Origin of the sequence: Actinomadura litoris (assembly GCF_009733595.1) — a bacterium.
Lineage (GTDB): Bacteria > Actinomycetota > Actinomycetes > Streptosporangiales > Streptosporangiaceae > Spirillospora > Spirillospora litoris.
Window position 1 is genome coordinate 620,107 of sequence record NZ_WOFH01000003.1, and the last position, 25,980, is coordinate 646,086.

General features: G+C 73.0%; 30 protein-coding genes and 2 riboswitches. Of the genes, 19 read left to right on the top strand and 11 right to left on the bottom strand.

Translation table 11 applies throughout. The annotated features are described in order from the left end of the window. Nucleotides 1–25: 25 nt before the first annotated feature. A complete protein-coding gene (locus tag GNZ18_RS10520; protein ID WP_156216039.1) occupies nt 26–346 on the bottom strand; it encodes a DMT family transporter in 321 nt (106 codons plus the stop codon). Next, nucleotides 346–993, bottom strand: coding sequence for an FMN-dependent NADH-azoreductase (locus tag GNZ18_RS10525; RefSeq protein ID WP_156216040.1), 648 nt, complete (start codon nt 991–993; stop codon nt 346–348). Before GNZ18_RS10525 ends, GNZ18_RS10520 begins: the two co-directional genes overlap by 1 nt. A 109-nt stretch (nt 994–1,102) precedes the next feature. Here GNZ18_RS10525 and GNZ18_RS10530 point away from each other — a divergent pair, with 109 nt between their 5' ends. From GNZ18_RS10530 to GNZ18_RS10550, 5 genes are all read left to right on the top strand, one after another. Then, entirely contained in the window at nt 1,103–1,729 is a 627-nt protein-coding gene (locus tag GNZ18_RS10530; RefSeq protein WP_156216041.1) for a TetR/AcrR family transcriptional regulator, read from the top strand. A gap of 11 nt (nt 1,730–1,740) precedes the next feature. Continuing rightward, nucleotides 1,741–2,616, top strand: a complete 876-nt coding sequence (gene purU / locus GNZ18_RS10535; protein WP_156216042.1) for a formyltetrahydrofolate deformylase — start codon at nt 1,741–1,743, stop codon at nt 2,614–2,616. A 107-nt stretch (nt 2,617–2,723) separates the two neighbouring features. Beyond that, nucleotides 2,724–3,722 carry a right-handed parallel beta-helix repeat-containing protein gene (locus GNZ18_RS10540; protein WP_156216043.1) on the top strand — a complete coding sequence of 333 codons (999 nt, stop codon included), beginning with the start codon at nt 2,724–2,726 and terminating at the stop codon, nt 3,720–3,722. Nucleotides 3,723–3,886: 164 nt separating this feature from the next. Continuing rightward, the gene (locus tag GNZ18_RS10545; protein WP_156216044.1) at nt 3,887–4,501 is read left to right on the top strand and encodes a DUF6286 domain-containing protein; all 615 of its coding nucleotides are present in this window, start codon (nt 3,887–3,889) and stop codon (nt 4,499–4,501) included. Between the two features lies 1 nt (nt 4,502). Further along, on the top strand, nt 4,503–5,066 hold the full coding sequence (locus GNZ18_RS10550) for a hypothetical protein (RefSeq protein ID WP_156216045.1): 564 nt from the start codon (nt 4,503–4,505) through the stop codon (nt 5,064–5,066). Nucleotides 5,067–5,293: 227 nt separating this feature from the next. Here the strand turns inward: GNZ18_RS10550 and GNZ18_RS10555 are convergent, their stop codons facing one another. Continuing rightward, nucleotides 5,294–6,661, bottom strand: coding sequence for a cation:dicarboxylate symporter family transporter (locus tag GNZ18_RS10555; protein WP_214617200.1), 1,368 nt, complete (start codon nt 6,659–6,661; stop codon nt 5,294–5,296). A 150-nt stretch (nt 6,662–6,811) separates the two neighbouring features. On the opposite strand from GNZ18_RS10555, the gene GNZ18_RS10560 reads away from it, so the two are divergent. From GNZ18_RS10560 to GNZ18_RS10610, 11 genes are all read left to right on the top strand, one after another. Then, nucleotides 6,812–8,437, top strand: coding sequence for a sensor histidine kinase (locus GNZ18_RS10560; protein WP_312874420.1), 1,626 nt, complete (start codon nt 6,812–6,814; stop codon nt 8,435–8,437). Then, entirely contained in the window at nt 8,434–9,105 is a 672-nt protein-coding gene (locus tag GNZ18_RS10565) for a response regulator (protein WP_156216046.1), read from the top strand. Before GNZ18_RS10560 ends, GNZ18_RS10565 begins: the two co-directional genes overlap by 4 nt. A gap of 61 nt (nt 9,106–9,166) precedes the next feature. Then, the gene (locus GNZ18_RS10570) at nt 9,167–9,331 is read left to right on the top strand and encodes a hypothetical protein (protein WP_156216047.1); all 165 of its coding nucleotides are present in this window, start codon (nt 9,167–9,169) and stop codon (nt 9,329–9,331) included. 145 nt (nt 9,332–9,476) lie between these two features. Beyond that, nucleotides 9,477–9,947 carry an Asp23/Gls24 family envelope stress response protein gene (locus tag GNZ18_RS10575; protein ID WP_156216048.1) on the top strand — a complete coding sequence of 157 codons (471 nt, stop codon included), beginning with the start codon at nt 9,477–9,479 and terminating at the stop codon, nt 9,945–9,947. Next, nucleotides 9,944–10,225, top strand: coding sequence for a hypothetical protein (locus GNZ18_RS10580; protein ID WP_156216049.1), 282 nt, complete (start codon nt 9,944–9,946; stop codon nt 10,223–10,225). Before GNZ18_RS10575 ends, GNZ18_RS10580 begins: the two co-directional genes overlap by 4 nt. Nucleotides 10,226–10,230: 5 nt before the next feature. Beyond that, complete coding sequence (locus GNZ18_RS10585; RefSeq protein ID WP_156216050.1) at nt 10,231–10,428, top strand: hypothetical protein; 198 nt, start codon at nt 10,231–10,233, stop codon at nt 10,426–10,428. Next, nucleotides 10,425–10,796, top strand: a complete 372-nt coding sequence (locus GNZ18_RS10590) for an Asp23/Gls24 family envelope stress response protein (protein ID WP_156216051.1) — start codon at nt 10,425–10,427, stop codon at nt 10,794–10,796. Before GNZ18_RS10585 ends, GNZ18_RS10590 begins: the two co-directional genes overlap by 4 nt. Further along, on the top strand, nt 10,793–11,359 hold the full coding sequence (locus GNZ18_RS10595) for a DUF6286 domain-containing protein (protein WP_156216052.1): 567 nt from the start codon (nt 10,793–10,795) through the stop codon (nt 11,357–11,359). Before GNZ18_RS10590 ends, GNZ18_RS10595 begins: the two co-directional genes overlap by 4 nt. Then, nucleotides 11,359–11,925 carry an alkaline shock response membrane anchor protein AmaP gene (amaP, locus tag GNZ18_RS10600; RefSeq protein ID WP_156216053.1) on the top strand — a complete coding sequence of 189 codons (567 nt, stop codon included), beginning with the start codon at nt 11,359–11,361 and terminating at the stop codon, nt 11,923–11,925. Before GNZ18_RS10595 ends, amaP begins: the two co-directional genes overlap by 1 nt. Nucleotides 11,926–12,491: 566 nt before the next feature. Next, complete coding sequence (locus GNZ18_RS10605; protein WP_156216054.1) at nt 12,492–12,740, top strand: hypothetical protein; 249 nt, start codon at nt 12,492–12,494, stop codon at nt 12,738–12,740. A gap of 185 nt (nt 12,741–12,925) precedes the next feature. Then, nucleotides 12,926–13,372, top strand: a complete 447-nt coding sequence (locus GNZ18_RS10610; protein ID WP_156216055.1) for a winged helix-turn-helix transcriptional regulator — start codon at nt 12,926–12,928, stop codon at nt 13,370–13,372. Between the two features lie 15 nt (nt 13,373–13,387). Here the strand turns inward: GNZ18_RS10610 and GNZ18_RS10615 are convergent, their stop codons facing one another. The 4 genes from GNZ18_RS10615 to gcvT are packed head-to-tail and all read right to left on the bottom strand — an operon-like array spanning nt 13,388 to nt 17,619. Next, a complete protein-coding gene (locus GNZ18_RS10615) occupies nt 13,388–14,761 on the bottom strand; it encodes an L-serine ammonia-lyase (RefSeq protein WP_156216056.1) in 1,374 nt (457 codons plus the stop codon). A gap of 55 nt (nt 14,762–14,816) precedes the next feature. Then, complete coding sequence (gene glyA / locus GNZ18_RS10620) at nt 14,817–16,088, bottom strand: serine hydroxymethyltransferase (RefSeq protein ID WP_214617189.1); 1,272 nt, start codon at nt 16,086–16,088, stop codon at nt 14,817–14,819. A gap of 2 nt (nt 16,089–16,090) precedes the next feature. Next, entirely contained in the window at nt 16,091–16,495 is a 405-nt protein-coding gene (gcvH, locus tag GNZ18_RS10625; protein ID WP_214617188.1) for a glycine cleavage system protein GcvH, read from the bottom strand. Between the two features lie 20 nt (nt 16,496–16,515). Beyond that, complete coding sequence (gene gcvT, locus GNZ18_RS10630; RefSeq protein WP_156216058.1) at nt 16,516–17,619, bottom strand: glycine cleavage system aminomethyltransferase GcvT; 1,104 nt, start codon at nt 17,617–17,619, stop codon at nt 16,516–16,518. A gap of 74 nt (nt 17,620–17,693) precedes the next feature. Then, nucleotides 17,694–17,785: riboswitch (glycine riboswitch) on the bottom strand. Nucleotides 17,786–17,789: 4 nt separating this feature from the next. Next, a riboswitch (glycine riboswitch) is annotated at nt 17,790–17,885 on the bottom strand. A 241-nt stretch (nt 17,886–18,126) separates the two neighbouring features. On the opposite strand from gcvT, the gene GNZ18_RS10635 reads away from it, so the two are divergent. Beyond that, nucleotides 18,127–19,425 carry a M50 family metallopeptidase gene (locus GNZ18_RS10635; protein ID WP_156216059.1) on the top strand — a complete coding sequence of 433 codons (1,299 nt, stop codon included), beginning with the start codon at nt 18,127–18,129 and terminating at the stop codon, nt 19,423–19,425. Nucleotides 19,426–19,431: 6 nt separating this feature from the next. Here GNZ18_RS10635 and cds1 read toward each other — a convergent pair whose 3' ends face one another. Beyond that, nucleotides 19,432–20,535, bottom strand: coding sequence for an L-cysteine desulfhydrase Cds1 (gene cds1, locus GNZ18_RS10640; RefSeq protein ID WP_156216060.1), 1,104 nt, complete (start codon nt 20,533–20,535; stop codon nt 19,432–19,434). A 102-nt stretch (nt 20,536–20,637) separates the two neighbouring features. Between cds1 and GNZ18_RS10645 the strand changes: the two genes are divergently transcribed. Further along, on the top strand, nt 20,638–21,552 hold the full coding sequence (locus GNZ18_RS10645) for a hypothetical protein (RefSeq protein ID WP_246249562.1): 915 nt from the start codon (nt 20,638–20,640) through the stop codon (nt 21,550–21,552). A gap of 18 nt (nt 21,553–21,570) precedes the next feature. Here GNZ18_RS10645 and GNZ18_RS10650 read toward each other — a convergent pair whose 3' ends face one another. Then, entirely contained in the window at nt 21,571–23,112 is a 1,542-nt protein-coding gene (locus GNZ18_RS10650) for an ATP-dependent DNA ligase (RefSeq protein WP_312874421.1), read from the bottom strand. 117 nt (nt 23,113–23,229) lie between these two features. Between GNZ18_RS10650 and GNZ18_RS10655 the strand changes: the two genes are divergently transcribed. Next, a complete protein-coding gene (locus tag GNZ18_RS10655; RefSeq protein WP_156216061.1) occupies nt 23,230–24,006 on the top strand; it encodes a hypothetical protein in 777 nt (258 codons plus the stop codon). Nucleotides 24,007–24,421: 415 nt separating this feature from the next. Here the strand turns inward: GNZ18_RS10655 and GNZ18_RS10660 are convergent, their stop codons facing one another. Then, nucleotides 24,422–25,285 carry an SDR family NAD(P)-dependent oxidoreductase gene (locus GNZ18_RS10660; protein ID WP_156216062.1) on the bottom strand — a complete coding sequence of 288 codons (864 nt, stop codon included), beginning with the start codon at nt 25,283–25,285 and terminating at the stop codon, nt 24,422–24,424. Nucleotides 25,286–25,376: 91 nt separating this feature from the next. Beyond that, nucleotides 25,377–25,952 carry a TetR/AcrR family transcriptional regulator gene (locus GNZ18_RS10665; protein ID WP_156216063.1) on the bottom strand — a complete coding sequence of 192 codons (576 nt, stop codon included), beginning with the start codon at nt 25,950–25,952 and terminating at the stop codon, nt 25,377–25,379. Nucleotides 25,953–25,980 lie beyond the last annotated feature (28 nt).

A 25,980-nucleotide genomic window follows, 5' to 3' on the forward strand; every position in this document is an offset into this window, starting at 1 on the left:
AAGATCTCATGTCTTGGCCATGGCCTCACTCCGGATTGGTGACGCGGGCCAGCACGAGCCCGCCGATGATCAGGCCGAGCGCCGCCGCCCGTCCGACCGTGACCGGGTCCTTCTGGACGAGGATGCCCACCGTGATCGCGCCGACCGCGCCGATCCCGGTGAACACCGCGTAGGAGGTGCCGACCGGCAGCGTCCGCATCGCGTAGGAGAGCAGGTAGATCGACAGCGCGCCGAGCGCGAAGCAGGCGAGCGTCGGCAGCGGGCGGGTGAAGTTCTCCGTCGGACGGATGCTCTGCGAGAACGCGATCTCGACGAGCCCCGCCAGCCCGAGCACGAGCCAGGCCATCAGTACCGCCCTCCCAGTTCGCGCGCCGCCGCCAGCGCGTCCGCGTACGACTTCTCATGGGCGGCCCGCCGCCCCGCCAGCGCCGGGTCGAGGCGGCTGTTGACCAGCTCGGCGGCCACGGCCGCGACGTCCTCGACCCCGAAGTGCCCCGCGATGAAGTCGCGCAGGAAGCGCTCCTGGTGGTCGTAGGGCTCGCGCGGCGCGCCCGGCACGTACGAGCCGCCGCGCGCCGAGGCGATCACGAACCGCCGTCCGGCCAGCGACATCTTGGGGAAGGTCACCTGGTCGATCCACGCCTTGAGCGACGCGGGGACGGAGAAGTTGTACATCGGCGTGGCGATCAGCACGACGTCGGCGGCGACCAGCTCGTCCAGCAGCGGTTCGAGGACCGCCCACGCCTCCGCCTGCGCGGGCGTGCGCACCGCCTCCTTGTACCGGCCGATGTCGGTGATCTGGTTGGCCAGCACGTAGTCGCACAGCTCCGTCCACGCCTCGCCGATGAACGGCACGGGCTCGGCCGCCAGGTCGCGGTGGACGTGGCGGCCGGACGGGTTCGCCCGCCTCCACGCGTCCGCGAACGCGTCCCCGACCTCGCGGCTGACCGAGGCGCGGCGGGCGCTGGAGTCCAGGTGGAGCAACGTGGTCATCAGGGTCTCCCTCATTAAGTGGACAAACTGTCCGCTTGCTTCGGTGCCGACTGTACCCCGTATCCGGACAGCTTGTCCACTTATCGCCGTGTCGATTACAGTCGGCGGGATGGAACGCCGCACCGACCTGCTCAGCGGGCATCCCGCCGGGGCGGAGGGACGCCCGCGCGAGCGCGCCGACGCCGCCCGCAACCGCACCAAGGTCCTCGACGCCGCCGCCGCGCTGTTCGCCGCCGGCGACCCGCGCGCCGTCACGATGGACGACATCGCCAAGGCCGCGGGCGTGGGGCGCGGCACGCTCTACCGCCGCTACCCCGACACGACCTCGATCGCCCTCGCGCTGCTGGACGAGCACGAGCGCCGCCTCCAGGGCGAGCTGCTGCGCGGCGCCCCGCCGCTCGGCCCCGGCGCCCCGCCGGGCGACCGGCTCGCCGCCTTCTACGCCGCCATGGTCGACCTGCTCGACGCGCACATCCCGCTCGTCCTCGGCGCCGAGGCGGGCGGGGCGCGGCTGACCACCGGCGCGTACGGGTTCTGGCGCGCGCACGTCCGGATGCTGCTGGCCGAGGGCGGGGTCCCGGGCCCGGACGTGCTCGCCGACGCGCTCCTCGCGCCGCTGGCCTCCGAGGTCTACTCCCACCAGCGCGGCCAGGGCCGCACCCCGGCCGAGATCACCGCCGCGCTCACCACGCTCGCCCGCGCCCTCCTCCCCGAGGGACCGGTCCGGCCGACATAGGGTTGGGGGCGATGACCGAGGCGGCGAGGGATGAGATCGTGAACGAGTATGTGCTGACCCTGTCGTGCCCCGACCGGCCGGGCATCGTCGCCGCGGTGTCGGGGCTGCTCGCCGAGCGCGGCTGCAACATCGTGGAGAGCCAGCAGTTCGGCGAGCGCGAGTCCGCCACGTTCTTCATGCGGGTGCAGTTCGCCGCCCCGGACGCCTCCGACCCCGACGGGCTGCGCGGCGCGTTCGCGTCCCTGGCCGCCGACCTCGGCCTGCGCTGGCGGCTGCACGACCTGGCGTCCCGGCCGCGTGTGCTGATCATGGTGTCGAAGGGCGGGCACTGCCTGAACGACCTGCTCTACCGCCAGCGGTCCGGGCTGCTCGACATCGACGTCGTCGCCGTCGCCTCCAACCACCCCGACCTGCGGCCCCTGACCCAGTCCTACGGGATCGACTACCACCACCTGCCGGTCGGCCCCGGCGGCAGGCAGGCGCAGGAGGCCGAGATCCTGACGCTGGTCGAGCACTACGGCGCCGACCTCGTCGTCCTCGCCCGCTACATGCAGATCCTCTCGGACGACTTCTGCGCCAAGCTGCCCGGCATGATCATCAACATCCACCACTCGTTCCTGCCGAGCTTCAAGGGCGCCCGCCCCTACCACCAGGCGCACGCCCGCGGCGTCAAGGTCATCGGGGCGACCGCGCACTACGTCACCGCCGACCTGGACGAGGGGCCGATCATCGAGCAGGAGGTCGCGCGCGTCGACCACACCCACAGCCCCGAGGAGATGGTGGCGGTCGGCCGCGACGTCGAGTGCCTGGCGCTGGCCCGCGCCGTCCGCTGGCACGCCGAGCACCGCGTGCTGCTCAACGGCGACCGCACGGTCGTCTTCCGCTAGGGCCGCCGCACGGCTCCGCTGGGGCCCTAGGGCCCTGGGACGGCGCGCTCCCGCTCCGTAGCGTCCTTGCCGACCAGTCGCAAGGATCGTCAGCGAGGAGCAGTCGAATGCGCAGGCGCGGAATGCTGATCGGCCTCGCCGCCACCGTCGTCGCGGGCGCCGGGGGAGCGGGCGCGGCGGCGCTGGGCCCCGGTTCGCTACGGACCGCCCCCGCCAGTGCCACCGAGGGCGGCTCCGTCGTCGTCCATGTGGCCCCCGGCGGGGAGGTCGCGTCCCTGGAGGAGGCCGAGAAGGTGCTGGAGGAGCGGAACGCGGTCGACGGCGTCGTCCTCGTCAGGGGCGGGACGTACAAGAACGAGTCGGTCGCGTGGCGGTACTCGCCCGAGGGAGGGTCCATCACCATCCGCGCCGAGCCCGGCACGGGACGCGTCGTCTACGACGGCCGTGGCCGCGACGGGTACTGGGTGACCGTGCGCGCCGGGGGCGCGCGAACGCACTTCAGCGGCATCACGGTGCAGAACTACACCGCCGGGGGCATCCTGTTCCGGGGCGACAAGGACGCCGGGGAGAGGATCACCGGCGGGTCCGTCCGCGACATGGTGTTCCGCAGGCTCGGCACCAGGTACGCCCACGGCCGCGAGGGGTACGGCGCCGTCCACATGTACAACTCCTGGAAGATGCGGATCGAGGACAACCACTTCCAGCAACTGGAGAACAGGACGGCCAAGACCTACAGCCGCATCCACGGTGTCTACTTCTCCGACGGCGCGAGCGAGAACACCGTGTCGGGCAACTCCTTCTCCAGGGTCAGCGGCGACCCTGTCCGCGCCAGCGACGGGGCCAGCCGCAACCGGGTGCTCGGCAACCGGTTCCAGGACACCGGCTGGTACGGGCTGTTCTCCTACTTCAGGTTCCCGCGCGATCCCGTGTGCGGGACGGGCAACTACTTCGCGGGCAACACCTACGGGAAGCCGTATCCGCGCCCCGGCCGCCGCAAGAGCTTCAAGGGGCAGCCGGTGGACTGGGACAAGCGCGGCAAGCCGGGCGCGTGCCGTCCGGACCCGATCAAGGTCGGCAGGAACCGCTACGCGCCCTCCGCCCGCTGACGCCCCTCGCTGATTCCAGGACGAATCACAGCGACTCACCCCGAAACCCCCGGGCGGATGCGCGATGGTCGCGTGAGATGTCGGCATGGCGTGTTTCACTCCTCGTGACAATGCCTCACCATGGGTAACGATGTCCGACGTGCCGAGGCTTCACGGGGGTGGCTATGGCCGAGTCTCTGGTCAGGGACGTGATCCAGGAGACACAGAGCAGGCAGCGGGCGCGGCGGCTCGCCGCACGGGAGTTCCGGCCGCGCCGGACGCTCGCGGGGCTGGCCGCCGCGCTGCTGCTGACCGTCGCCGGCGGCGCGGTCGCGATCGAGCTGGCGGCGCAGGCGCTCGGCTCCGGCGTCCACCCGGTCCCGGGCGCGGACCGGGCGGCCGACGCGCTCGGGCGGCTGCCCTGGAGCCATCCGGGGGTGCGCGCGTGCGCGGCGGGCGTCGCCGTCCTCGGGCTCGCGCTGGTGCTGGCGGCCGTACCGGGCCGCATGCGCGGGATGCCGCTCGACGGCTCCGACCCGCGGCTCGCGGGCGTCCTGCGCCGCTCGGCGCTCCGCCGCTCCCTCGCCGACGCGGCGCTCAGCGTGCCCGGCATCGAGCGCGCCCGCGTGCGGGGCGCGGGCCTGGTCCGCAGGCGCGTCATCGTGCGCGCCGCGACCGGCTACCGCAACCCCGCCAACCTGGAGGAACTGGTCCACTGCGCGGTCGACGACCGGCTCGACAGCATCGAGCCGATGTTCCGGCCGCCCGTCGATGTACGGCTGACCTGGCGGAAGGACTGATATGAGGGTCGCTCTGGCGGTGACCGGCGCCCTGCTGTTCGGCTGCGGCGCCGCCGCCCTGGCCGCCGGGCTCGGCGGCTTCGACGGTCTGGGCGCCCTGTCCGGGCGCCCGCCGCTCGACCCGGCGCTGGTCCGGTTCGCCGGCTCAGCCTCCTGGTTCCCGGGCGTGCTGGCGGCCGTCGCCGAACTGGTGTCGCTCGCGGGCCAGCTGTGGCTGGTCCTCCAGGGCCGCGCCCTGCTCCGGCGCTGGTGGCCCGACATGGACGCGGGCACCCGCGTGCTGTCCCGCTCCGCCGCCGCGAACCTGGCGCGGGACGGCGAGGCGCTGCCCGGCGTCCGCGACCTGCGCGTCCGCCTCACCGGCACCCTCACCCACCCCAGGCTGGTGGTCACGGTGACCTGCGAGGGCGACGCCGTCCTGGGCGAGGTCTTCGGCGAACTGGGCGCGGGCCCCGTCGAACGCTACCGCCGGACGATGGGCATGCCCGACCTGGACGCGGTGATCCGCCTGCGCCCGGCCTTCCCCAAACGCCACCGCCGCACCCCGGCCGCAGAGGCCGCCTAGGCGGTAGCGCAAACGACCTCGGCCGTCACGCGAGCGCGTAGCCGGCCGGTGGGGGGAAGCCGAAGGCGGACCTCCACCGGGAAGATCGCGAAGCGATGCCGCGTTCGCCCAAAGCACGGTCAACGAGCCGCCAGGCGAGCGCCTTGGGCCGGGGTTCAAAAAGTAGTGCCGCCCGGCGCCGGGAGCTTGGGAGCGGGGGAGCTGGCGCCGGGCGGCTGGTCAGGTGGTCAGGTGGCCGGTCGCGGGCGCTCGGTGAGCGCCGGGGCGGCCGGTCGTTCGGCGGGGGCGGTGGTCGGTTCGTGTTGCGGGGCGGCCTCGTCGAAGGGGTCTTCGCCGGACAGGACGTGCCTCGCCCGCTCCGGGTCGAACTCGCCGGTCCAGTGGCCGATCACCACGGTCGCGACGGCGTTGCCCGCGAAGTTCGTCAGGGCGCGGGCCTCGGACATGAACCGGTCGATCCCGACGATGAAGCCGACGCCGTCCACCAGTTCGGGCTTGTGCGACTGGAGGCCGCCCGCCAGCGTCGCGAGGCCGGCGCCGCTGACGCCCGCCGCGCCCTTGGAGGCGACGACCATGAACAGCAGCAGCGGGATCTGCGCGCCGACCGACAGCGGCTGGTCCTGCGCGGAGGCGATGAACAGCGTCGCCATCGTCAGGTAGATCGCGGTGCCGTCCAGGTTGAAGGAGTACCCGGTCGGGACCGTGATCCCGACGACCGGGCGGCTCACCCCGAGATGCTCCATCTTGGCGATCAGCCGGGGCAGCGCCGACTCCGAGGACGAGGTCGACAGGATCAGCAGGAACTCGCGGGCCAGGTAGCGCAGCAGCGACCAGATGCCGATCCGCGCGACCAGCCACAGCACCGCGCCGAGCACGCCGAACACGAACAGCACGCAGGTCACGTAGAAGCCCAGCATGATCACCGCGAGGCTGCGCAGCGCCGACCAGCCGCTCGCGCCGACCACGGCCGCGATCGCGCCGAACGCCCCGACCGGCGCCGCCCACATGATCATCGCGAGCACCCGGAACACCAGCCGCTGCGCGTGCTCGACACCGCGCAGCACCGGCGCCCCCGCCGGTCCGAGGCTCTGCAGCGCGAACCCGGCGAGCAGCGCGACCAGCAGCGTCTGAAGCACCTGGCCCTCGGTCAGCGCCGACACCATCGTGGACGGGATGATCCCCAGCAGGAAGTCGGTCGTCCCCTCTGCGTCCGCTGCCTGCTCGTGCGCCGTCGCGACCGAGGCCGGGTCCAGGTGCACGCCGTCCCCCGGATGCAGGACGTTGCCCACCGTCAGCCCGATGGCGAGCGCGAACGTCGACATCACGAGGAAGTAGCCGATCGTGACGAGGCCGACCCTGCCGACCTTGGCGGCCCGCGCCACCGAGCCGACGCCGAGCACGATCGTGCAGAAGATGATCGGTGAGATCATCATTTTGATCAGGTTGACGAAGCCGGTGCCGAGCGGCTTGAGCTCGACCGCGGCGTCCGGAGCGGCGATCCCGACCGCGATGCCGAGGAGCACGGCCGCGACGACCGCCAGGTACAGGTAGTGGACGCGATCGTGCGCGGCACCGGCTGCTCTCGGTGCGGGCACGGGCGGGCTCCCTCGCGGATCGGGCGGCGGCGCGGCGCGGGCCGCCGCACATCAGCGACTATGGCGGCATCTGTGACGCCGGTCACGTTTGTGTACATTGCGTTCACGGCCGGGCTCGCCGGCCCGCGACTCCGAGGACGACGAGGACCCGTGACCCCCCGAACCAGTGAGAGCCCCGCCCGGCCGTGGTGGCGCGCCCCGAGCCGGTGGAGCATGGCGCGGCAGCTCCTCGTCCTCCAGGCGGCGCTCGTCGGGCTGCTGGTGGTGGTGGGCGCGACGCTCGCCTTCCTGGACGCGCGCCGAGCCGTCGACGACGGCGCCACCGGGACGGTGACGGCGGTCGCGGCGAGCATCGCGGCCGCGCCGGACGTGCGCGCCGCCCTCGCCGCCCCCGACCCGAGCCGCGTGCTCCAGCCCTACGCCGAGCGCGTCCGGCACGACACCGGGGTGGACTTCATCACGATCATGAGCCCGGCCGGGATCCGCTACACCCACCCCGACCCGGCGCGGATCGGGCAGCGCTTCATCGGCAACACCGCGCCCGCGCTGGCCGGACGGCCCTTCACCGAGACCTACACCGGCACGCTCGGGCCGTCCGTCCGCACGGTCGTGCCGGTCTTCGGGGACGGGCACCGCGTCGTGGCGCTGGTCGCGGCGGGCATCACGGTCCGGGCGATCTCCGCCGAGCTGCGCGGGCGGCTGGCCTCGCTGGTCGCGGTCGCCGCGGCGGTGCTGGCGGCGGGCGTGGCGGGCAGCTCGCTGGTGGCCGCGCGGCTGCGCCGCCAGACCCGGGGCGTGGCGCCCGGCGAGCTGCGCGAGATGTTCGAGTACCACGAGGCGATCCTGCACGCGGTCCGCGAGGGGCTGCTGCTGCTCGACCGCGCCGGACGGGTCGTGCTGTGCAACGACGCGGCCCGGGAGCTGCTCGGCCTCGCCGCCGACCCGCGCGGGCGCCCCGCCGCAGAGCTCGGCCTGCCGGCCGAGCTGGCCGCCGCGCTCGCCTCCGCCGACCCGAGGGCGGACGAGATCCACATCGGCGACACCCGCGTGCTGGTGGTCAACACCGCGCCCGTCCGCTCGCGGGACCGCGCGATGGGCAACGTGGTCACGTTGCGCGACCACACCGAGCTGCAGGCGCTCACCGGCGAGCTGGACTCGGTCCGCGGGTTCGCCGAGTCGCTGCGCTCGCAGGCGCACGAGGCCGCCAACCGGCTGCACGCCGTGGTGTCGCTGGTGGAGCTCGGCCGCCCCGACCAGGCCGTCGCGTTCGCCACCGCCGAGCTGGAGAGCGCGCAGCGGCTCACCGACCGGGTCGTCGGCTCGGTGAGCGAGCCGGTGCTGGCCGCGCTGCTGCTCGGCAAGTCCGCCGAGGCGGCCGAGCGGGGCGTCGACCTCGTCGTCTCCGAGGACACGGCGGTCGAGGGCGGCGTCCCGGCCCGCGACCTGGTCACGATCCTCGGCAACCTCATCGACAACGCGGTGGACGCCGCGATCGAGGGCGCGGCGCGGCGCCCGCCCCGCGTCACGGTCAGCGCCCGCGCGCAGGACGGCGACCTCGTCCTCGTGGTCGCCGACAGCGGGCCCGGCGTGGACCCGCGCACGGTCCCGGACATGTTCCGGCGCGGCTGGACGACCAAGTCCTCCGGCGGGCCTGCCGGGCACGGCCTCGGGCTCGCGCTGGTCGGGCAGGCCGTCCGGCGCGGCGGCGGCGAGATCACGGTCGGCGGGGGGCCGGGCGCGGTGTTCACCGTCCGGCTGCCGCTGGACGCGCGATGATCAGGGTCCTGGTCGTCGAGGACGACCCGGTCGCCGCCGAGGCGCACCGCGACTATGTCGAGCGGGTCGCCGGGTTCACGGTCGCCGGGGTCGTGCACTCCGGCGCGGACGCGCTGCGGTTCTGCGAGCGGGCCGGGGTCGACGTCGTCCTGCTCGACTTCTACCTGCCCGACACCCACGGGCTGACGGTCTGCCGGGCGCTGCGCGCGGCGGGCCGGGACGTGGACGTGATCGCCGTGACCTCCGCCCGGGACCTCGCGGTGATCCGCTCCGCCGTCGCGGTCGGTGTCGTCCAGTACCTGCTCAAGCCGTTCACGTTCGCCTCGCTGCGCGACAAGCTCGACCGGTACGCGCGGTTCCGGGAGCAGGCCGCGCGGGCCGGGGAGGTCAGCGGGCAGGCCGACGTGGACGGGATGCTCGCCACGCTGCGCGCCCCCGGCCACCGCTCGCTGCCGAAGGGGATGAGCGCCGAGACGCTCCAGTCGGTCACCGAGGCGCTCGCCGGCGCGCCGGAGGGGCTGTCGGCGGCCGCCGCCGCGAGCCTCACCGGCGTCTCCCGTGTCACCGCCCGGCGCTACCTCGAATACCTCGCGGAGAGCGGACTGGCACGCCGCCGTCCCCACTACGGGCAGGTCGGACGGCCCGAGGTCCGCTTCTACCCCGGGTAGAGCGGCACGTCACGGGGTAGTTACGGAGCGAACGATTCGTCAGTGACACGGGGGAGTTGTCGTGAACGACAAGGCGGACCGCGAGACGGAACGGGCTCAGGAGAGACCGGAGCGCGAGGAGCCGCGCGGGGACCGGCGTGAGGGTCCCACCGGTAAGGGCGCCCGCGACGACAAGAGGAAGCTGAGCGACGCCGCCAGGAAGATGCGGGCGATGTTCGAGAAGTAGGGCGCTCGGGGGCCCGGCCGCAGGCGGGACGCGGCGGCCGGGCCCTGGCGAAGCAGCGCCGACCGCCCTGTCCGGCACCCTGCCGACCGCGCCGGGCAAAGCCGCGTTGACCTGCGCGAGAGTTTCGCTTTCACCCCCTGTGAGCATGAACGGCGCAATAGGGACGCATCGGGGGGATGTCGTGAGTCAGGACACAGCGGTCGGACAGCAGCACGGCGGGTCGGGGGAGCTGGTGACCTCGGGCGGCCGCACCCGGATCGCCGACGACGTCGTCGCGAAGATCGCGGGCATGGCGGCGGGCGAGGTCGGCGGCGTCCACGCGATGGGTTCGACCGGGGCCCTGGACAACGTCCGCGACCGCCTTCCCGGCGGCTCGCCCAACCGGGGCGTGTCGGTGCAGGTCGGCGAGCGGCAGGCCGCCGTCGACCTCGAACTCGTCGTGGACTACGGGGTCTCGATCCCCGAACTGGCGGGCACCGTCCGCTCCAACGTCATCGGCGAGGTCGAGCACATGTGCGGGCTGGAGGTCGTCGAGGTCAACATCGCCGTCGAGGACGTCCACGTCCCCGGCGACGACGTGCACGACGACGACCAGGGGGAGCCCCGGGTCCGATGACCGGACCCGCGCATGCCGACGAGGCCGAACGCATCGCCGAGGCCGCGCTGGCGTGCCCGGACGTCCCCGCCCTCACGGCGGGCCCGCACGCCCGCATCGTGACCTACCGCGTCGGCCTCCCCCTTCCCGGCGTGGCCGTCCACCCCGACCGGATCGAGGTCGGGATCGTCGCCCGCCGCGCCCGCCCCTTCGCCGAGACGGCCGAGGACGTCCGCCGGCGGCTGCGCCCCCTCGCCCGAGACCTTCCGATCGACATCATGATCGGCGACGTGGAGTGATCGCCATGCGACCTGTCTGGCCCCTGGTGGGGCTCACCTTCGGCACCGCCCTCGGCTTCGCGGGGGCCTTCGGCGGCTTCGGCGCGTTCTTCATCGTGCTGTTCCTCGGCGCCCTCGGCTTCCTCGCCGGCCGCGCGATCGAGGGCGACCTGGACCTCGGCCGGCTGTTCTCGTCCTTCAACGAGGGCCGGCGTCCGCGATGACGGTGACCGCGCCGCCGCATCAAGCCGTCCGGTCGCGGGGCACGACCCGGATCAGCGACCGCGCCGTCGAGCGGATCGTCGCGCGGGTGCTGGACGAGGCGGGCGACTCCGACGCGATGACCAGGACGATGCTCGGCGTGCCGCTGCGCGGGCGGCGCGGCTCGCGCACCGACGTCCGGGTGGACGCCGAGATCGTCACCATCCGGACGGCGATCTCGGTGACCTACCCGCGCCCGGTGCGGGAGGTCGCCCGGCGCGTCCGGGAGAGCGTGCGCGGACGGGTGGAGGAGCTGACGGGCCTGAGCGTCCGGCAGGTGGACATCGAGGTCGCCGAACTGGAGCGGCCCACGGGCAGGGCACTGGCATGAGGACGCCCGCCGACCGGGCCGCCCGGCACGCGTTCCGCTCGCGCCGCGTCTGGCCCGGCCTGATCGCGGCGCTGCTGCTCACCGCCGCCGCGGCGATCACCGCCGTGGAGGTCATCTCCGCCTGGGCGGGGCACCCCGCGCACATCGTCGCCTACGGACGCGTCCGGGACTGGGCCGACGACACGGCATGGAAGGACTGGCAGGCCCTCGCCGCCGCGAGCGGCCTGACGCTGCTCGGACTGCTCTTCCTGGGAGCCGGGCTGCTGCCGGGCAGGTCCCGCCTCGTCCCGCTGCACGGGGACGACCCGGACCTGCTGATGGGCGTGACCAGGCGCGGGCTGAAGGACGCCGTCGCGGCGGCGGCGGGGGACGCGCCGGGCGTGTCCGGCGTGCGGCGGGTCCGGCTGCGGCCGCGGCGCGTCAAGGTGGTCGCGGTGACGCCCGTCCGCGACTCGGCGGACCTGGACGAGCGGGTCGGCGCGGCCGTCGGCGACCGGCTCGGCCGCCTCCGCCCGCTGCCGGACCGGTCGGTGTCGGTGCGGCTCAAGCACCGGGAGGTGTGATGGACCGCCGCCCGGCCCACCTCAACCGCACCGGCCTCGTCCTGCTCGGGCTGGTCCTCACGCTGCTGGGCGCCGCGGCGCTCGCCCGCGGGCTCGGCCTGTTCGGGGACGACCGCGCGTCCGCGCCGCTCCTGTCCGGCCAGGTCCACCGCTACGTCGACGACCACTCCTGGTTCTGGCCCGCGGTGACGGCGGCGGCGATCGTCCTGGCGCTGCTGGGCCTGGCGTGGCTGCTGGCGCAGGGCCGCTCCGCCAAGCTGGCGGCCCTCTCCCTGGAACCGGACGGCGCGGGCGGCACGACCCGGCTCCCGGCCAAGGCCGTGACCGAGGCGCTGGAATCGGAGATCGAGGACTATCCGGGCGTCCGGAGCGCCCGCGCACGGCTGCTCGGCACCTCGCGCCACCCGGAGCTGCGGCTGAAGGTGGCCTACAGCGGGCGCGCCGACCTGCCGGACCTCCGCCGCCGCATCGCCGACGAGGCGCTCCGCCGGCTGTGCACGGCGCTCGAACGCGACCGGGTCCGGGCGACCGTGCGGCTCCGCCTCGTCCCGGGCGACCGTCTCTGACGTTTGACGACGGTTTTGGTGGCGATTGAAGGCATATTTCGGGGTGCATGACTAATATGTGAAGTGTCCGTGTTGTCGAGGGCAAGGGAGGCAGAGTTGGCCGAGCATCAGCACCGGGCGGCTCCGCTGTGGGGCCCGTCGACGCATGGAGGGAACTGACGGACCACGGCATGGGCCCCTTCCGTAGAGTGGCCCGATGGCCCGGGGCCGCGACACGAAGTCGCGGCCCCGGGTTTTTCTGTGTATCCACTGGTAGACGCCAGGATGGCGGCGCCGCGACGCCGAGCCGGAAAAGAATCGGCAACGCATCAAGAAATGTGTTCACCGGCGAAATTCGGCACCTCTCACCTCCCGCGAACCGCTCGATACCGAAGCGGCGGGCCCCCGGCGGAACGAGGGGCGCGAAACCTAGTGCAATGCCGCCGCCGCCGTGGCCGATTCAGGTCCGAAATCGGGCCACGGCCACCTAACCGAGAGACAGCAGGCGGTCACTCCCAAGTCACTTTCAGTGATACTTCATGGGGCAGTAGCGTCAGGTGTCCCACCAATTACAAGGAGTGATTGACATGAAGCGCCGTGTCTCGATCGTCGTAGGCGGACTGGCCAGCGCCGCCCTGCTCTCCCTCGCCCCCGCCACCGCGGCCTCGGCCGACGGCCCCCACGACTCGGGCAACATCGAGTCCAACGGCAACAGCGCCGTGAACATCCCGATCGGCCTGTGCGGCTCGAACATCCCCGTCGTCTCGATTCCGGTCCCCGTCCTCAACGGCGGCAACCAGAACGTCGGGCAGTGCGTCGTCCAGGGCATCGAGTAGTCAGGGACGCGTGACCCGGCCCGCGAGGTCGATCGGCATGGCGGCGAACGAGGACGCCCGAGCGGCGGCGCCCCCGTCCGACGTGCTGGTCCCTCGCGGGCCGTCGCCGTATGGAGGCCACCCGCGGCCGGGCTCCGCTCGCGCGCCGGACGAGGCCGTCAGCGGCGGCGGTTAGGCTTCCCGGTATGCCGAGGGACGCCGAACCGCGCGACTGCTCCATCGCCGACACCCTGGACCTGGTCGGCGAACGCTGGAGCCTGCTCGCCATCCGCGAGCTCAGCTACGGGGTGCGCCGGTTCGACCAGATCGTCCACAACACGGGCGCGTCCCGCGACATCCTGACGGCCCGGCTGCGCAAGCTGGAGTCGGGCGGCGTCATCCGCCGCGAGCGCTACAGCGACCACCCGGTCCGCCACGAGTACCACCTGACCCCGGCGGGCGCCGAGCTGTGCGACGTCCTGCTCGTCCTGATGCGCTGGGGCGACCGCCACCTGAACGCCGACGACCCGCCCGTCCGCTGGCAGCACTCCTGCGGCCACCCGGTGGCCCCCCGCGTGATCTGCGCCCACTGCGGCGACGACGCCCGCACCGGCACCCACTCCCCGACCGGCCGAGGCATCCGCACGCCTTGACGCCGGGGCTCGGGGTCAGCACTCGATGACGTTGACGGCGAGGCCGCCGCGCGAGGTCTCCTTGTACTTGTCCAGCATGTCGCGGCCGGTGTCGCGCATGGTGCGGATGGCCTTGTCGAGGGAGACGAAGTGGCGGCCGTCGCCGCGCAGGGAGATGCGGGCGGCGCTGATGGCCTTGATGGCGCCGACGGCGTTGCGTTCGATGCAGGGGACCTGGACGAGGCCGCCGACCGGGTCGCAGGTGAGGCCGAGGTTGTGCTCGATGCCGATCTCGGCGGCGTTCTCGACCTGCTCGGGGGTGCCGCCGAGGACCTCGGTGAGGCCGGCGGCGGCCATCGAGCAGGCGGAGCCGACCTCGCCCTGGCAGCCGACCTCGGCGCCGGAGATGGAGGCGTTCTGCTTGAACAGGACGCCGATCGCGCCGGCGGTCAGCAGGAAGCGGACGACGCCCTCGTCGTCGCGTCCGGGGACGAAGCGGTCGTAGTAGTGCAGGACGGCCGGGATGATGCCCGCCGCGCCGTTGGTGGGGGCGGTGACGATCCGTCCGCCGGCGGCGTTCTCCTCGTTCACGGCGAGGGCGAAGAGGGTGACCCAGTCCATGGCGTGCAGGGGGTCGGACGGCTTCTCCGCAGAGAGCTGGCGGTGCAGTTGGGGCGCGCGGCGGCGGACCTTGAGCCCGCCGGGGAGCAGGCCCTCGCGGGTGCAGCCCCGGGTGACGCAGGCGCGCATCACGTGCCAGAGCTCCAGCAGGCCCTCGCGGACCTCCTGCGGGGAGCGGCCGAACGCCTTCTCGTTCTCCATCATCAGCGCCGAGATCGACAGGCCCGTCTCGCGGCAGCGTTCGAGGAGTTCGGCGGCGGTGTCGAAGCGGTAGGGCAGGACGGTGTCGTCGGGCTTGATGCGGTCGGCGCCGGTGGCGTTCTCGTCCACGATGAAGCCGCCGCCCACGGAGTAGTAGACCTTGGCGCGCAGTTCGCCGCCCCGCTCGTCGAACGCGGTGAAGCGCATCCCGTTGGGGTGGCCGGGGAGCGACTCCTTGCGCTCGAAGACCAGGTGCTCGCCGACCGCGAACGGGATCTCGTGGTCGTGGAAGAGCGTGATCGTGCCGCGCTCGCGGATGGCGGCGAGGCGGTCGTCGACGGTGTCCACATCGACCGCCTCGGGTTTGTCGCCCTCCAGGCCGAGGATGACGGCCTTGTCGCTGCCGTGTCCCTTGCCGGTGAGGCCGAGCGACCCGTAGAGGGTCACCTGGACGGACGCGGTCTTCTCCAGCAGCCCGTCGCGGTGCAGGCCGCGGGCGAAGCGGTGCGCCGCCGCCATCGGGCCGCCGGTGTGGGACGAGGAGGGGCCGATTCCTATTTTGAACAGGTCGAAAACGCTGATGGCCATTGCTACCTCTTCGTAGCGCCCCCTCCGCCGTGGGCGGAGGGGGCGGCTGGCGTTTCTAGAGCTCGGGGTACAGGGGGTGCTTGTCCGCGAGGGCCTTCACCCGCGCCGCGAGCGCGGCGAGGTCGGGGGAGGGTTGCAGGGCCAGCGCGATGACGTCGGCGACCTCGGTGAAGTCCGGGGCGGTGAAGCCGCGGGTGGCGAGGGCCGGCGTGCCGATCCGCAGGCCGGAGGTGACCATCGGCGGGCGCGGGTCGTTCGGGACGGCGTTGCGGTTGACGGTGATGCCGATCTCGTGCAGCCGGTCCTCGGCGTCGCGTCCGGTCAGCTCGGAGTCGACCAGGTCGACCAGCACGAGGTGGACGTCGGTGCCGCCGGTCAGCACCTTGACCCCGGCCTTGGCCGAGTCGTCGGCCAGCAGCCGCTCGGCGAGGATCCGGGCGCCCTCCAGCGTCGCCTGCTGGCGGGCGCGGAACCCGTCGGAGGCGGCGAACCTGAGCGCGACCGCCTTGGCCGCGATCACGTGCTCCAGCGGGCCGCCCTGCATGCCCGGGAACACCGCTGAGTTGATCTTCTTGCCGTACTCCTCGCGGGCGAGGATCAGACCGCCGCGCGGGCCGCCGAGCGTCTTGTGCGTGGTGGTCGTGACGATGTCGGCGTGCGGGACGGGCGAGGGGTGCAGCCCCGCCGCGACCAGGCCCGCGAAGTGCGCCATGTCGACCATGAGCAGCGCCCCGACCGAGTCGGCGATCTCCCGGAACCTGGCGAAGTCCAGTTGGCGCGGGTACGCCGACCAGCCCGCGACGATCATCTTCGGACGGTGCTCGGCGGCGAGCGCGGCGACCTCGTCCATGTCGACCAGGCCGTCCTCGGCGCGGACGTGGTAGGGCACCACGTTCAGCACCTTGCCGGAGTAGTTCAGCCGCATCCCGTGGGTGAGGTGCCCGCCGTGCGCGAGGTCGAGGCCGAGGATCGTGTCGCCCTGCTGGAGCAGCGCGAAGTAGACCGCCGTGTTGGCCTGGGCGCCGCTGTGCGGCTGGACGTTGGCGTGCTCGGCGCCGAACAGGGCCTTGGCCCGGTCGATCGCGAGCTGCTCGGTGACGTCGACGTACTCGCAGCCGCCGTAGTAGCGGCGGCCCGGGTAGCCCTCGGCGTACTTGTTGGTCAGGACGGAGCCCTGCGCCTCCAGCACGGAGACCGGCGCGAAGTTCTCCGAGGCGATCATCTCCAGCGTGCCCTGCTGGCGCCGCAGCTCGGCGGCGACGGCCTCGGCGACCTCGGGGTCGGCCGCGGCCAGCGAGTCGTTGAGGCCGAGGGTGTCGGATGCCACGGTCAGCCCTCCTCGACGAGCTTGTTGTAGTCGGTGGCGTCGAGCAGGTCGCCCGGCTCACCGGAGATGCGGACCTTGAAGATCCAGCCCTCGCCGTAGGGGTCGTCGTTGATCACCTTCGGCTCGTCCACCACGGCGCTGTTGATCGCGGTGATCTCGCCGCTGACCGGGGCGTACAGGTCGCTGACCGACTTGGTCGACTCGACCTCGCCGCAGGGCTCGCCGGCCTCGACGGCGTCGCCCTCGTTCGAGTGGAGCTCCAGGTAGACGATCTCGCCGAGCGCCTCCGCGGCGTGCGCGGTGATCCCGACGGTGACGATGCCGTCCTCGGGCACCTGGCCCGCGGGGTCGAGCCCGGCGACCCACTCGTGTTCTTCGCTGTAGCGGAGCTGCTCCGGAACGCTCACGGTTATTCTCTCTCCAGGTCTCAGGAACGCTTGTAGAACGGCAGGTCGACGACGTCGACCGGCTCGGGCCTGCCGCGGACGTCCACGGCGAGGCCGCTCTCCCCGGCGCCGCCGTCCAGGTAGGCCATGGCGATCGGCCTGCCCAGTGTGGGCGACGGGGCGCCGCTCGTCACGACTCCGCACGGCGTGCCGTCGGACGTGACGACCTGGTACCCCTTGCGGGGCGCGCGACGCCCCCGGGCCACCAACCCGACGAGCCTACGGCCCACGGGCGTCTGTGCCTGCGCCGCCAGCGCGGCCTTCCCGACGAAGTCGGCGGGCTTGTCGAGCTTGACGACGCGGCCGAGGCCCGCCTCGAACGGGCTGGTCTCGGCGGTCAGCTCGTTGCCGTACAGCGGCATGCCCGCCTCCAGCCGGAGCGTGTCGCGCGCCGACAGGCCCGCCGGGACGACGCCCTCGACCTCCGCCAGCTCCCGCCAGAGCGCGACGGCGTCGGCGGAGTCGACGAACAGCTCGAAGCCGTCCTCGCCGGTGTAGCCGGTGCGGGCGACCAGCGCGTCCACGCCCGCGACCTTGGCCGCCAGGATCGCGTAGTACTTCAGCCCGGCCAGCGGCGCGGCCGTGAACCCTTCGAGGATCGCCTGGGAGCGCGGGCCCTGGAGGGCGATCAGCGCGTAGTCGTCGGAGCGGTCCGAGACGGCGGCGTCGAAGCCCGCCGCGCGCTCGACCAGCGCCTCCCGGACGGTCGCGGCGTTGGCGGCGTTCGCGACGACCATCCAGGTCGCCTCCGCCAGCCGGTAGACGATCAGGTCGTCCAGCACGCCGCCGTCGGGGTCGCAGATCATCGTGTAGCGGGCCTTGCCCACCGCCATCGGCGACAGGTTGCCGACCAGAGCGTGGTCGAGCGCGGCGCCCGCGCCCGGCCCGTCCAGGAAGATCTCCCCCATGTGGGACAGGTCGAACAGCCCGGCGCCGGTGCGGACGGCCTGGTGCTCGGCGGTCTCGCTCGCGTAGCGCAGCGGCATCAGGTAGCCCGCGAAGTCGACGAGGTTCGCGCCGAGGTCCTGGTGGACGTCGTGCAGAGGCGTCTTCTTCGCGCTACTCGCGGTCGGTTCGGCGGACATCGGTTCGGCTCCTTCGTCGCGGGCGCGCGTGGTCACATCGTCCCACTCGCGCACCGTGCGTCTCGGTGCCTCCCCCTCTGTCATCGGCGCCTGAGAGCTTCACCCGCTCCGTTCACTGCGGGCTTTCACCTTCGGCGGGGGACGCGGAGTCCCCGCTTTCCAGAGGTCGCCTGGTCCGTGCGGTCCGTGGGCCTGAGAGGTTCCGGGGAGGGTTTGCTCCTTCGGCGTCCCCCGCTGGCGGCCGGGGACTCTCCCGCACGGGATCATCGGCTTTGCCCAGGCTAGCAGCGCCGTCACCCTCGCGACCAGGCGCCGCGACCCGTTCTTGACCGCGCCTCGACCGTCCGCCCGGCCGCGCCTCGACCGTCCGTCCCGCTGTGCCTCGACCGTCCGCCCGGCCCTGCCGGACGGGGCCATGGCGGGGCGCGGCGGGGGGTGTGTGACGTAGTCTGAGGGGATTGCTGGAGACCACCCCCCGGTGCGGGGTGCACGACCGGAGGGGCACGCATGGGCTGGCTGGCGGGAGTGCTGATCCTGTTCTTCGGCCTGCTGGCGTCGATCGCGCTGCACGAGCTCGGGCACTTCTCGTTCGCCAAGCTGTTCGGGGTCCGCACGACGCAGTTCATGGTCGGGTTCGGGCCGACGATGTGGTCGCGCCGCAAGGGCGAGACCGAGTACGGCGTGAAGTGGATCCCGCTCGGCGGCTACATCCGGATGATCGGGATGCTGCCGCCGCGCCGGGGCGACGCCCCCGGCCAGGTCCGGCGGATCAGCACCGGCCCCTGGCAGGGCCTCATCGAGTCGGCGCGCGGCGCGGCGCTGGAGGAGGTCAGGCCCGGCGACGAGAACCGCGTGTTCTACAACAAGAAGTGGTGGCAGAAGCTGCTGATCATGTTCGGCGGGCCCGCGATGAACCTCATCCTGGCCGTGGTCTTCTTCGCGATCCTGCTGATGGGCATCGGCATGCAGCAGGCCCAGCCGGTGATCGCGGAGGTCTCGCCCTGCATGGTCCCCAAGAGCCAGGCGAGCGTGGACCACTGCCCGGCGGGCGCGACGCCGACCCCGGCGAAGCAGGCCGGGCTCCAGGAGGGCGACCGCATCGTCTCCTATGAGGGCCGGGCCGTCGAGGACTACAAGCAGCTCCAGAAGCAGATCCGCGACTCGGCCGGCAGGACCGTCCCGATGGTGGTCGACCGCGGGGGGCGGCGGCTCACGCTGAACGTGCCGATCACCCGCAACCAGATGCGCGACCTGGACGACCAGAACAAGATCGTCGAGGTCGGGTTCCTCGGCATCACGCCGACCACCAAGGTCGAGCGGGAGGGCCCCGGCGCGGTCGCCTCGACGATCGGCGACCTCACCGGGCACACGGTGGGCGCGCTGGTGCGGATGCCGCAGAAGATGGTCGGCATCTGGAACGCCGCCTTCAGCGGCGACAAGCGCGACCCGAACGGCCCGATCGGCGTCGTCGGCGTCAGCCGCATCGGCGGCGACGTCGCCGCCTCCGACCAGCTCACCGGCGGCGAGAAGGTCTCCTACTTCGTGATGCTGCTCGGCTCGCTGAACCTCGCGGTCGGGCTGTTCAACCTCGTCCCGCTGCTGCCGCTGGACGGCGGGCACATGGCCGGGGCCCTGCTGGAGGCGCTCAAGAAGGGGTTCGCCCGCGTGTTCCGGCGTCCCGACCCCGGCTACGTGGACGTCGCCAAAGCGCTCCCCGTCACCTACGTGATGGCGGCCGTACTGATCGTCATGGGCGGGCTGCTGATCTACGCCGACCTCGTGAACCCGGTCCGCTTCAACGGCTGACGGGCCCTAGGGGAGGCTCGGCTCCGGGAGTTCGCCGGTCTTGAGGAAGGCGTCCAGCGCCGCGAGGTAGGGGCGGATGTCCAGGCCCTGCGCGTCGAGCCACGCGTCCGACCCGTAGGTGCCCGCGTACCGCTCGCCGCCGTCGCAGATCAGCGTGACGACGCTGCCGCGCTCGCCCGCCGCCCGCATCCGCGCGATCAGCCCGGCCGCGCCCCACATCGCGGTCCCGGTGGAGCCGCCGACGCTGCGGCCGGTGACCTCGCTCGTCCAGCGCATCGCCGCGACGGACGCCGCGTCCGGCACCTGGATCATCCGGTCGATCACCGACGGCAGGAACGACGGCTCGACCCGGGGCCGCCCGATGCCCTCGATCCGCGAGCCCGCCGCCGTCCGCTCGGGGTCCCCGTCGGCGAACGAGCCGAAGAACGCCGAGCCCTCCGGGTCGACCACGGCGAGCCGCGTCTGGAAGCGCCGGTACCGCGCGTAGCGGCCGATCGTCGCGGACGTGCCGCCCGTGCCCGCGCCGACCACGACCCACGCCGGCTCGGGGAAGCGCTCCAGCCGGAGCTGCTCGAAGATCGACTCGGCGATGTTGTTGTTGCCGCGCCAGTCGGTCGCGCGCTCGGCGTAGGTGAACTGGTCCATGAAGTGGCCGCCGCACGCCGCCGCCAGCCGCCGCGACTCGTCGTAGATCGAGGACGGGTCGTCCACCAGGTGGCAGCGCCCGCCGTGGAACTCGATCAGCCCGATCTTCTCCGGGCTCGTCGTGGCGGGCATCACCGCGACGAACGGCAGCCCGAGCAGCCGCGCGAAATAGGCCTCCGACACCGCCGTGGACCCGCTGGACGCCTCGATGATCGTGGTGTCGTCCCGGATCCAGCCGTTGGCGAGCGCGTACAGGAACAGCGACCGCGCGAGCCGGTGCTTCAGCGACCCCGTCGGGTGCACCGACTCGTCCTTCAGGTACAGGTCGACGCCCCACTCGGGCGGCAGCGGGAAGACGTGCAGGTGCGTGTCGGCGCTGCGGTTGGCGTCGGCCTCGACCTTGCGGATGGCCTCGGCGATCCACGCCCGGCAGGCGGGATCGCAGCGGTCCACGACACGGCTCATTGTGGCATTTCCCTCGCTTTTCGCCTCGATTGGCATCGATCCCCGGCAAACCCCACGATATCCCCGCACGTCACAGGGCATGATGGAGCCCACGGGGGGAAGATGATCGACCTGTTCAGGCAGCGCATCATGGACACCGGACGGCTGCCGCTGTTCGGTTTCTTCGTCGCGTTCATCGTGACGTTCGTGCTCACGCGGGTGAACGTACGGCTCATCCGCGCCGACGTCCGCTGGTGGTTCCGCAACGTTACCGCCGGGGACCTGCACATCCACCACGTCGTGTTCGGCGTGGTGCTGATGCTCATGGGCGGGGTGGCGAGCCTCGCCGCGCCGGACGCCTACGTCGGGCTCGACCTGACGGCGGCGGTCGTCTTCGGCATGGGCTCGGCGCTCGTGCTGGACGAGTTCGCGCTGATCCTGCACCTCAGCGACGTGTACTGGACGGAGAAGGGCCGCGCGTCCCTGGACGCGGTGTTCGTCGCGATCGCCGTCACGGGGCTGCTGCTGCTCGGGATCCACCCGTTCGGCTTCGGGGGCATCACCCCCGACCCGGGCGCCTCGACGCTGAGCGGGCTGTATGTGACGTCGCTGGTGATCAACCTGGTGCTCGCCGTGCTGACGCTGCTGAAGGGCAAGATCTGGACGGGCCTGATCGGCCTGTTCGTGCCCGCGCTGCTGATCGTCGGCGTGCTCCGGCTGGCGCGTCCCGGCTCGCCCTGGGCGCGCTGGCGGTACGCGCCGGGGTCGCGCAAGCACAGCCGGGCCGTCCGCAACGAGAAGCGGTTCCGGCGCCCGCTGATCCGCGCCAAGATCTGGGTGCAGGAGTTCATCGCCGGACGGCACGACCACATCACGCCCGAGCTGCTCCAGCGCCGCACCGCCGCCGAGCGCGCCCGCCGCCGCAAGGTCGCCCGCGCCCAGCGCAAGGCGGTCGCCCGCGCGCGGCGGCACGCCGTCTCCCGCACCCGCCGCCGGGGCGTCGAGCTCCGGGCGCGGCACTCCAAGAGCGACCACTGACCCCTCGGCGCCCGCCGGTCAGTCCAGGACGGGCGCGACCGCGCGGACCGTGTCGATCGTGTCGGCCTCCGCCGCCGACTTGTCGGGCCGGTAGCGCAGGACGCGGGCGAACCGCAGCGCGATGCCGCCGGGGTAGCGCGGGCTGTGCTGGACGCCGTCGAACGCGATCTCGACCACCAGCTCGGGCCGGACGTGGACGGTCCAGGAGTCCTCGCGGACGGCCAGCTCGCGGAGCCTGCGCGTCTGCCAGGCCAGCAGCTCGTCGGTGAGCCCCTTGAAGGTCTTGCCGAGCATGACGAAGCCGCCGGTCTCGGGGTCGCGGGCGCCGAGGTGCAGGTTCGACAGCAGGCCCCGGCGGCGGCCGTGCCCCCACTCGACCGCGAGGACGACCAGGTCGAGGGTGTGCCGGGGCTTGACCTTGACCCACCCGGCGCCGCGCCGCCCGGCCGTGTAGGGCGTGTCGAGGGACTTCACGACGACGCCCTCGTGGCCGCGCGCCACGGCCTCGTCGAACTGCTCCTCGGCCCGCGCCGCGTCGCCGGTCACGAGGCGCGGCATGCGCAGCTCGGCCGGGACGACCCCGGCCAGCGCGGCGCCCCGCTCGGCGCCCGGCGCGTCGAGGAGGTCGGCGCCGTCCAGGTGCAGGACGTCGAACAGGAACACCGAGAGCGGCACCGGCTCCGCGGACCTGGTCGTGCGCGTGGCGGTGCGGGCGGAGGTGACCTGGAACGGGTGGGGGCGGCCGTCCGGGCGCAGCGCGATCAGCTCGCCGTCGAACACCGCGTCGCGGACCGGCAGCCCGCGCACCGCCTCCGCCACCTCGGGCAGCCGGACGGTGATGTCGTCGAGCGTCCGGGTGAACACCCGCACCTCGCCGCCGGAGACGTGCACCTGCGCGCGGATGCCGTCGAGCTTCCACTCCACCGCGACCTCCTTGCCGGAGCCGGCGGGGGCGAGCTTGGCGAACGCCTCGTCCATGGACGGGGCCGCCGCCGCGAGCATCGGCTTGATCGGGCGCCCGACCTCCAGCGTGAAGGCGTCCAGCCCCGGGGCTCCCTCGGCGAGCGCGGCGGTGGCGACCGGGCCGAGCGCGCCGCGCAGCATCGCCGCGCGCCGCACCGCCGCCGCGGGGACGCCGGCCGCGGCGGCGATCGCCTCGGCCATCACGCCGTCCAGCGCGCCCTGCCGCAGCTCGCCCGCCAGCAGCCGGACGAGGAAGTCCTGCTCGGGACGGGTCGCGCGGCCGAGCACGGCCGCGACCAGCTCGCGGCGCCGCGCGACCGAGCCCGCCCCCGACACCGCGCCGATCTCGGTGAACGCGGCGTCCACCTCCGGGACGGTCAGCGACGGCTCGACGGCGGGCGGCGGCAGGTCGCGCAGCGCCGCGTACCCCACACCGATCTGCCGTTGCGGCAGCTCACCGGACAGGTAGGCCACCACGGTCGCGGCCTCCTCCGGCTCCGCGGCGCGCAGGCACTCGGCGAGGGCGGTCACCTTGGCCTTGCGGCCCGAGGTGCCCGCCACCACCCGAGACGTCTCGGTCAGCTCGGTGACACGCACGGTTCCATTGTGTCCGCCCGGTCCGACATTGGGACCCGCCGGGGGGTTGGTGAGGGCGGGTGAGCCTGGCTACCGTGATCTGGAGGTGGCGCCGACCGGGGGAGTGAGGAGCGGGGAGTGAGGCTTCCGCGGCCGTCGGAACCGTTCGATCGCGTGTACTCGGCGCCGGAGCCGCCCGCCCCGGCCCGCCGTCCGCGACGCCTGATCCTGCTGGTGGCGATCGCCTCGGTCGCCGCCGCCGCGGTCGTGGTGCTCCTGGTGCTGCCCCTGGGCGGGAAGGACCGTCCGGGCCGCACGCCGTCCGCCGCCGTGTCGCCGTCCGCGACGGCCACGCCCTCGGAGCCGTCGTCGGAGCCGTCGCCGCAGCCGTCGTCGGCACCCTCCGCGCCTCCCGGGCAGGAGCCCATCACCGCGCTGCCCCAGCCCTGCGGGATGGTGTCCGCCGGCACCGTCGGCGCGGCCGTGCCGGGCGCGCGGCGGCGGCAGAGCGCCAACACCACGCTGACGACCTGCACCTACTCTTCGGCGAGTCAGGCGTTTCGCTGGCTGCGGGTGGAGACTCACCTGTACGCTCCGGGGAACAGCGCCGATCCGGTGAAGGACGCCACGAGCTCCTACCGCACGCAGTGGAACCAGGCACACGACGCGCCGCTCACGCGGACGATCACCCTGGAGCGGGAGCCGGGTCTCGGCGACGAGGCATACCGCTGGTTCAAGGCCGACAAGGGCCAACCGACGGTGGTCGGCCAGGTGACCGCGCGGGTCCGCAACGCCGTGGTCACGGTCAGCTACAGCGAGAAGGCGCCCGCGAAGGGTGGTCTGGACGGGGCGGAGCGCTCGTGCCTGTCGAAGGCCGCTCAGGTCGCCAGGGAAGCGCTGGGCGCACTGCGCTAAATCATTCCTGACCTGAATCGGCCGATCATGGCATATTTTCTGTCAACACCTTCTAGGGTGATGACAGAAAAAGGGGAGGAGTATGTCGAACACGCTCCCGCGAGCGATCGGTGTTCGGCGTACTGAGTGCCTGGGGAGGAGGAGGTCGTCGCCGTGACCGTTCGATTGGTCGGTGTGTCCTGGGTGTAGAAAAGCCCAGGTCAGGCCACAGGTTCTCGATAACAGGGGCCGCGGAGTGGACCTCGCTTCGCGGCCCGTCCCTTTCCCGGTGGCAGTCCAATTTGCGACACCCTCCAGTATTTGAAACTTTTCCTCTAAAGTGCTGTATGCGGGATCGTATATGTGAAGTTTGACATCGTGATAAATGCGGGCCGACCCATCTTCGCGGCCGCGAGACCCGCCCCGGCGCGGCCAGTCAGCTCTGCGCGAGGGGGATCCGCGCGAGCAGCCGCAGCGACGCCGGCGAGACCCGCGACAGCGTGCGCAGCAGGCGGCCCTCGAAGTTCACCGGGATCACCGGCCTGTTCTTGATGATCGCGTTGACGATCTGCTCGGCGACCCGCTCGGGCGGGTAGTCGCGGAGCCGCAGCATTCGCTGGGCCTGGCCGCGCAGCCGCTCGCGCGAGGCCGCGTCGCCGCCCACGTAGGTGCCGTGCGCGGCGATGTCGGTGCCGGCGAAGCCGGGGCACACGGCGGTGACGCCGATCCGGGACCCGGCGAGGTCGGCGCGCAGGCACTCGCTCAGCATCAGCACGGCGGCCTTGGTCGTGCAGTAGGCGGGCATGCCCCGCCAGGGGGCGTAGGCGGCGGCGGACGCGATGTTGACGATGTGCCCGCCGAAGTTGGGCTTGTCGGGCTTGTTGGGCAGCGCGTTGACGCGGTCCACCATCTGCTTGCCGAACAGCCGGGAGCCGTGGATGACGCCCCACAGGTTCACGCCGAGGATGCGGTCCCAGTCCTCGGCGGCGGTGTCGAGGAAGGGGCCCGCCACGACGATGCCCGCGTTGTTGACCACGATGTCCGGGACGCGGTGCTCCTCCCGCACCCGCGCGGCGAACGCCTCTATGGCCGCCCGGTCCGCCACGTCGACCCGGTGGGCGGCGCCGCCGGGGCCGAGCGCCTTGGCCTGCGCGATCGTGCGTTCGGCGGCGGCCAGGTCGATGTCGGCCGCGATCACCGTCGCGCCGCGTCCGGCCAGGGCCAGCGCGGTCGCCCGGCCGAGTCCGCCGCCGGCTCCGGTGACGACGGCGAGCGCGCCGTCGAAGTACGCGAGGGGCATGGAGACCTCCGTGGTGGGATGATCCAACCGTACTCAGCCCCGCGCCGCGTCTCGCGTGCTTACCGGCATACGGACGCGGGCGTCTCGCGCCTCAGGCGAGATAGGGCCCGAGGCCCTGGCGGCAGAAGTCGGTCATGTAGCGGGCCGCGTCCTCGACCGACACCTCGGGACGCCGCGTCCGCCACTGCGCGAGCCGCTCGCTCGCACCGATGATGATCTCGGTGAACGCCTCCACCGCCTCCGGCGGCGCGGCCGGGGCGAACGTCGCGAGCACCCCCGCGATCAGCGTGCTCTGCTGCCGCCGCGTCGCCTCGACGGCCTCGACCGCCTCCGGGGACGCGGCGAACGGCTCGCGCAGCAGCATCGCGAACGACCTGCTGTGCGCGTCGATGAACCCGAAGTAGGCGACCATCCCGCGCCACATGACGTCCTCGGGGTCGGAGGCGCCCGCCATGGCCTTCTGGGTGACGTCGAGCAGTTCGGCCTTCGAGCGGCTGATGCAGGCCAGCAGCAGGCCGTCCTTGGAGCCGAAGTACTCGTACAGCATCGGCTTGGACACCCCGCAGCGCTCGGCGATCTCGTCCATCGAGGTGGCCTGGTAGCCCTGCTCCCCGAAGACGCGCTCCGCCACGTCCAGCATCTGGCGCTCGCGGTCGGCCCGTGACATGCGGCGACGGCGTGGCGGGGACGGGGGT

What these genes read in the sequence shown, in the direction of transcription:
- GNZ18_RS10530 (WP_156216041.1), top strand. Translation starts at nt 1,103, where the DNA reads ATGGAACGCCGCACCGACCTGCTCAGCGGGCATCCCGCCGGGGCGGAG.
- cds1 (WP_156216060.1), bottom strand. Translation starts at nt 20,535, where the DNA reads ATGAGCCGTGTCGTGGACCGCTGCGATCCCGCCTGCCGGGCGTGGATC.
- amaP (WP_156216053.1), top strand. Translation starts at nt 11,359, where the DNA reads ATGGACCGCCGCCCGGCCCACCTCAACCGCACCGGCCTCGTCCTGCTC.
- purU (WP_156216042.1), top strand. Translation starts at nt 1,741, where the DNA reads ATGACCGAGGCGGCGAGGGATGAGATCGTGAACGAGTATGTGCTGACC.
- GNZ18_RS10520 (WP_156216039.1), bottom strand. Translation starts at nt 346, where the DNA reads ATGGCCTGGCTCGTGCTCGGGCTGGCGGGGCTCGTCGAGATCGCGTTC.
- GNZ18_RS10635 (WP_156216059.1), top strand. Translation starts at nt 18,127, where the DNA reads ATGGGCTGGCTGGCGGGAGTGCTGATCCTGTTCTTCGGCCTGCTGGCG.
- GNZ18_RS10585 (WP_156216050.1), top strand. Translation starts at nt 10,231, where the DNA reads ATGCGACCTGTCTGGCCCCTGGTGGGGCTCACCTTCGGCACCGCCCTC.
- gcvT (WP_156216058.1), bottom strand. Translation starts at nt 17,619, where the DNA reads ATGTCCGCCGAACCGACCGCGAGTAGCGCGAAGAAGACGCCTCTGCAC.
- GNZ18_RS10580 (WP_156216049.1), top strand. Translation starts at nt 9,944, where the DNA reads ATGACCGGACCCGCGCATGCCGACGAGGCCGAACGCATCGCCGAGGCC.
- GNZ18_RS10645 (WP_246249562.1), top strand. Translation starts at nt 20,638, where the DNA reads ATGATCGACCTGTTCAGGCAGCGCATCATGGACACCGGACGGCTGCCG.
- GNZ18_RS10545 (WP_156216044.1), top strand. Translation starts at nt 3,887, where the DNA reads ATGGCCGAGTCTCTGGTCAGGGACGTGATCCAGGAGACACAGAGCAGG.
- GNZ18_RS10565 (WP_156216046.1), top strand. Translation starts at nt 8,434, where the DNA reads ATGATCAGGGTCCTGGTCGTCGAGGACGACCCGGTCGCCGCCGAGGCG.
- GNZ18_RS10540 (WP_156216043.1), top strand. Translation starts at nt 2,724, where the DNA reads ATGCGCAGGCGCGGAATGCTGATCGGCCTCGCCGCCACCGTCGTCGCG.
- GNZ18_RS10595 (WP_156216052.1), top strand. Translation starts at nt 10,793, where the DNA reads ATGAGGACGCCCGCCGACCGGGCCGCCCGGCACGCGTTCCGCTCGCGC.
- GNZ18_RS10610 (WP_156216055.1), top strand. Translation starts at nt 12,926, where the DNA reads ATGCCGAGGGACGCCGAACCGCGCGACTGCTCCATCGCCGACACCCTG.
- GNZ18_RS10665 (WP_156216063.1), bottom strand. Translation starts at nt 25,952, where the DNA reads ATGTCACGGGCCGACCGCGAGCGCCAGATGCTGGACGTGGCGGAGCGC.
- GNZ18_RS10615 (WP_156216056.1), bottom strand. Translation starts at nt 14,761, where the DNA reads ATGGCCATCAGCGTTTTCGACCTGTTCAAAATAGGAATCGGCCCCTCC.
- GNZ18_RS10660 (WP_156216062.1), bottom strand. Translation starts at nt 25,285, where the DNA reads ATGCCCCTCGCGTACTTCGACGGCGCGCTCGCCGTCGTCACCGGAGCC.
- GNZ18_RS10550 (WP_156216045.1), top strand. Translation starts at nt 4,503, where the DNA reads ATGAGGGTCGCTCTGGCGGTGACCGGCGCCCTGCTGTTCGGCTGCGGC.
- GNZ18_RS10605 (WP_156216054.1), top strand. Translation starts at nt 12,492, where the DNA reads ATGAAGCGCCGTGTCTCGATCGTCGTAGGCGGACTGGCCAGCGCCGCC.
- GNZ18_RS10525 (WP_156216040.1), bottom strand. Translation starts at nt 993, where the DNA reads ATGACCACGTTGCTCCACCTGGACTCCAGCGCCCGCCGCGCCTCGGTC.
- GNZ18_RS10575 (WP_156216048.1), top strand. Translation starts at nt 9,477, where the DNA reads ATGAACGGCGCAATAGGGACGCATCGGGGGGATGTCGTGAGTCAGGAC.
- GNZ18_RS10590 (WP_156216051.1), top strand. Translation starts at nt 10,425, where the DNA reads ATGACGGTGACCGCGCCGCCGCATCAAGCCGTCCGGTCGCGGGGCACG.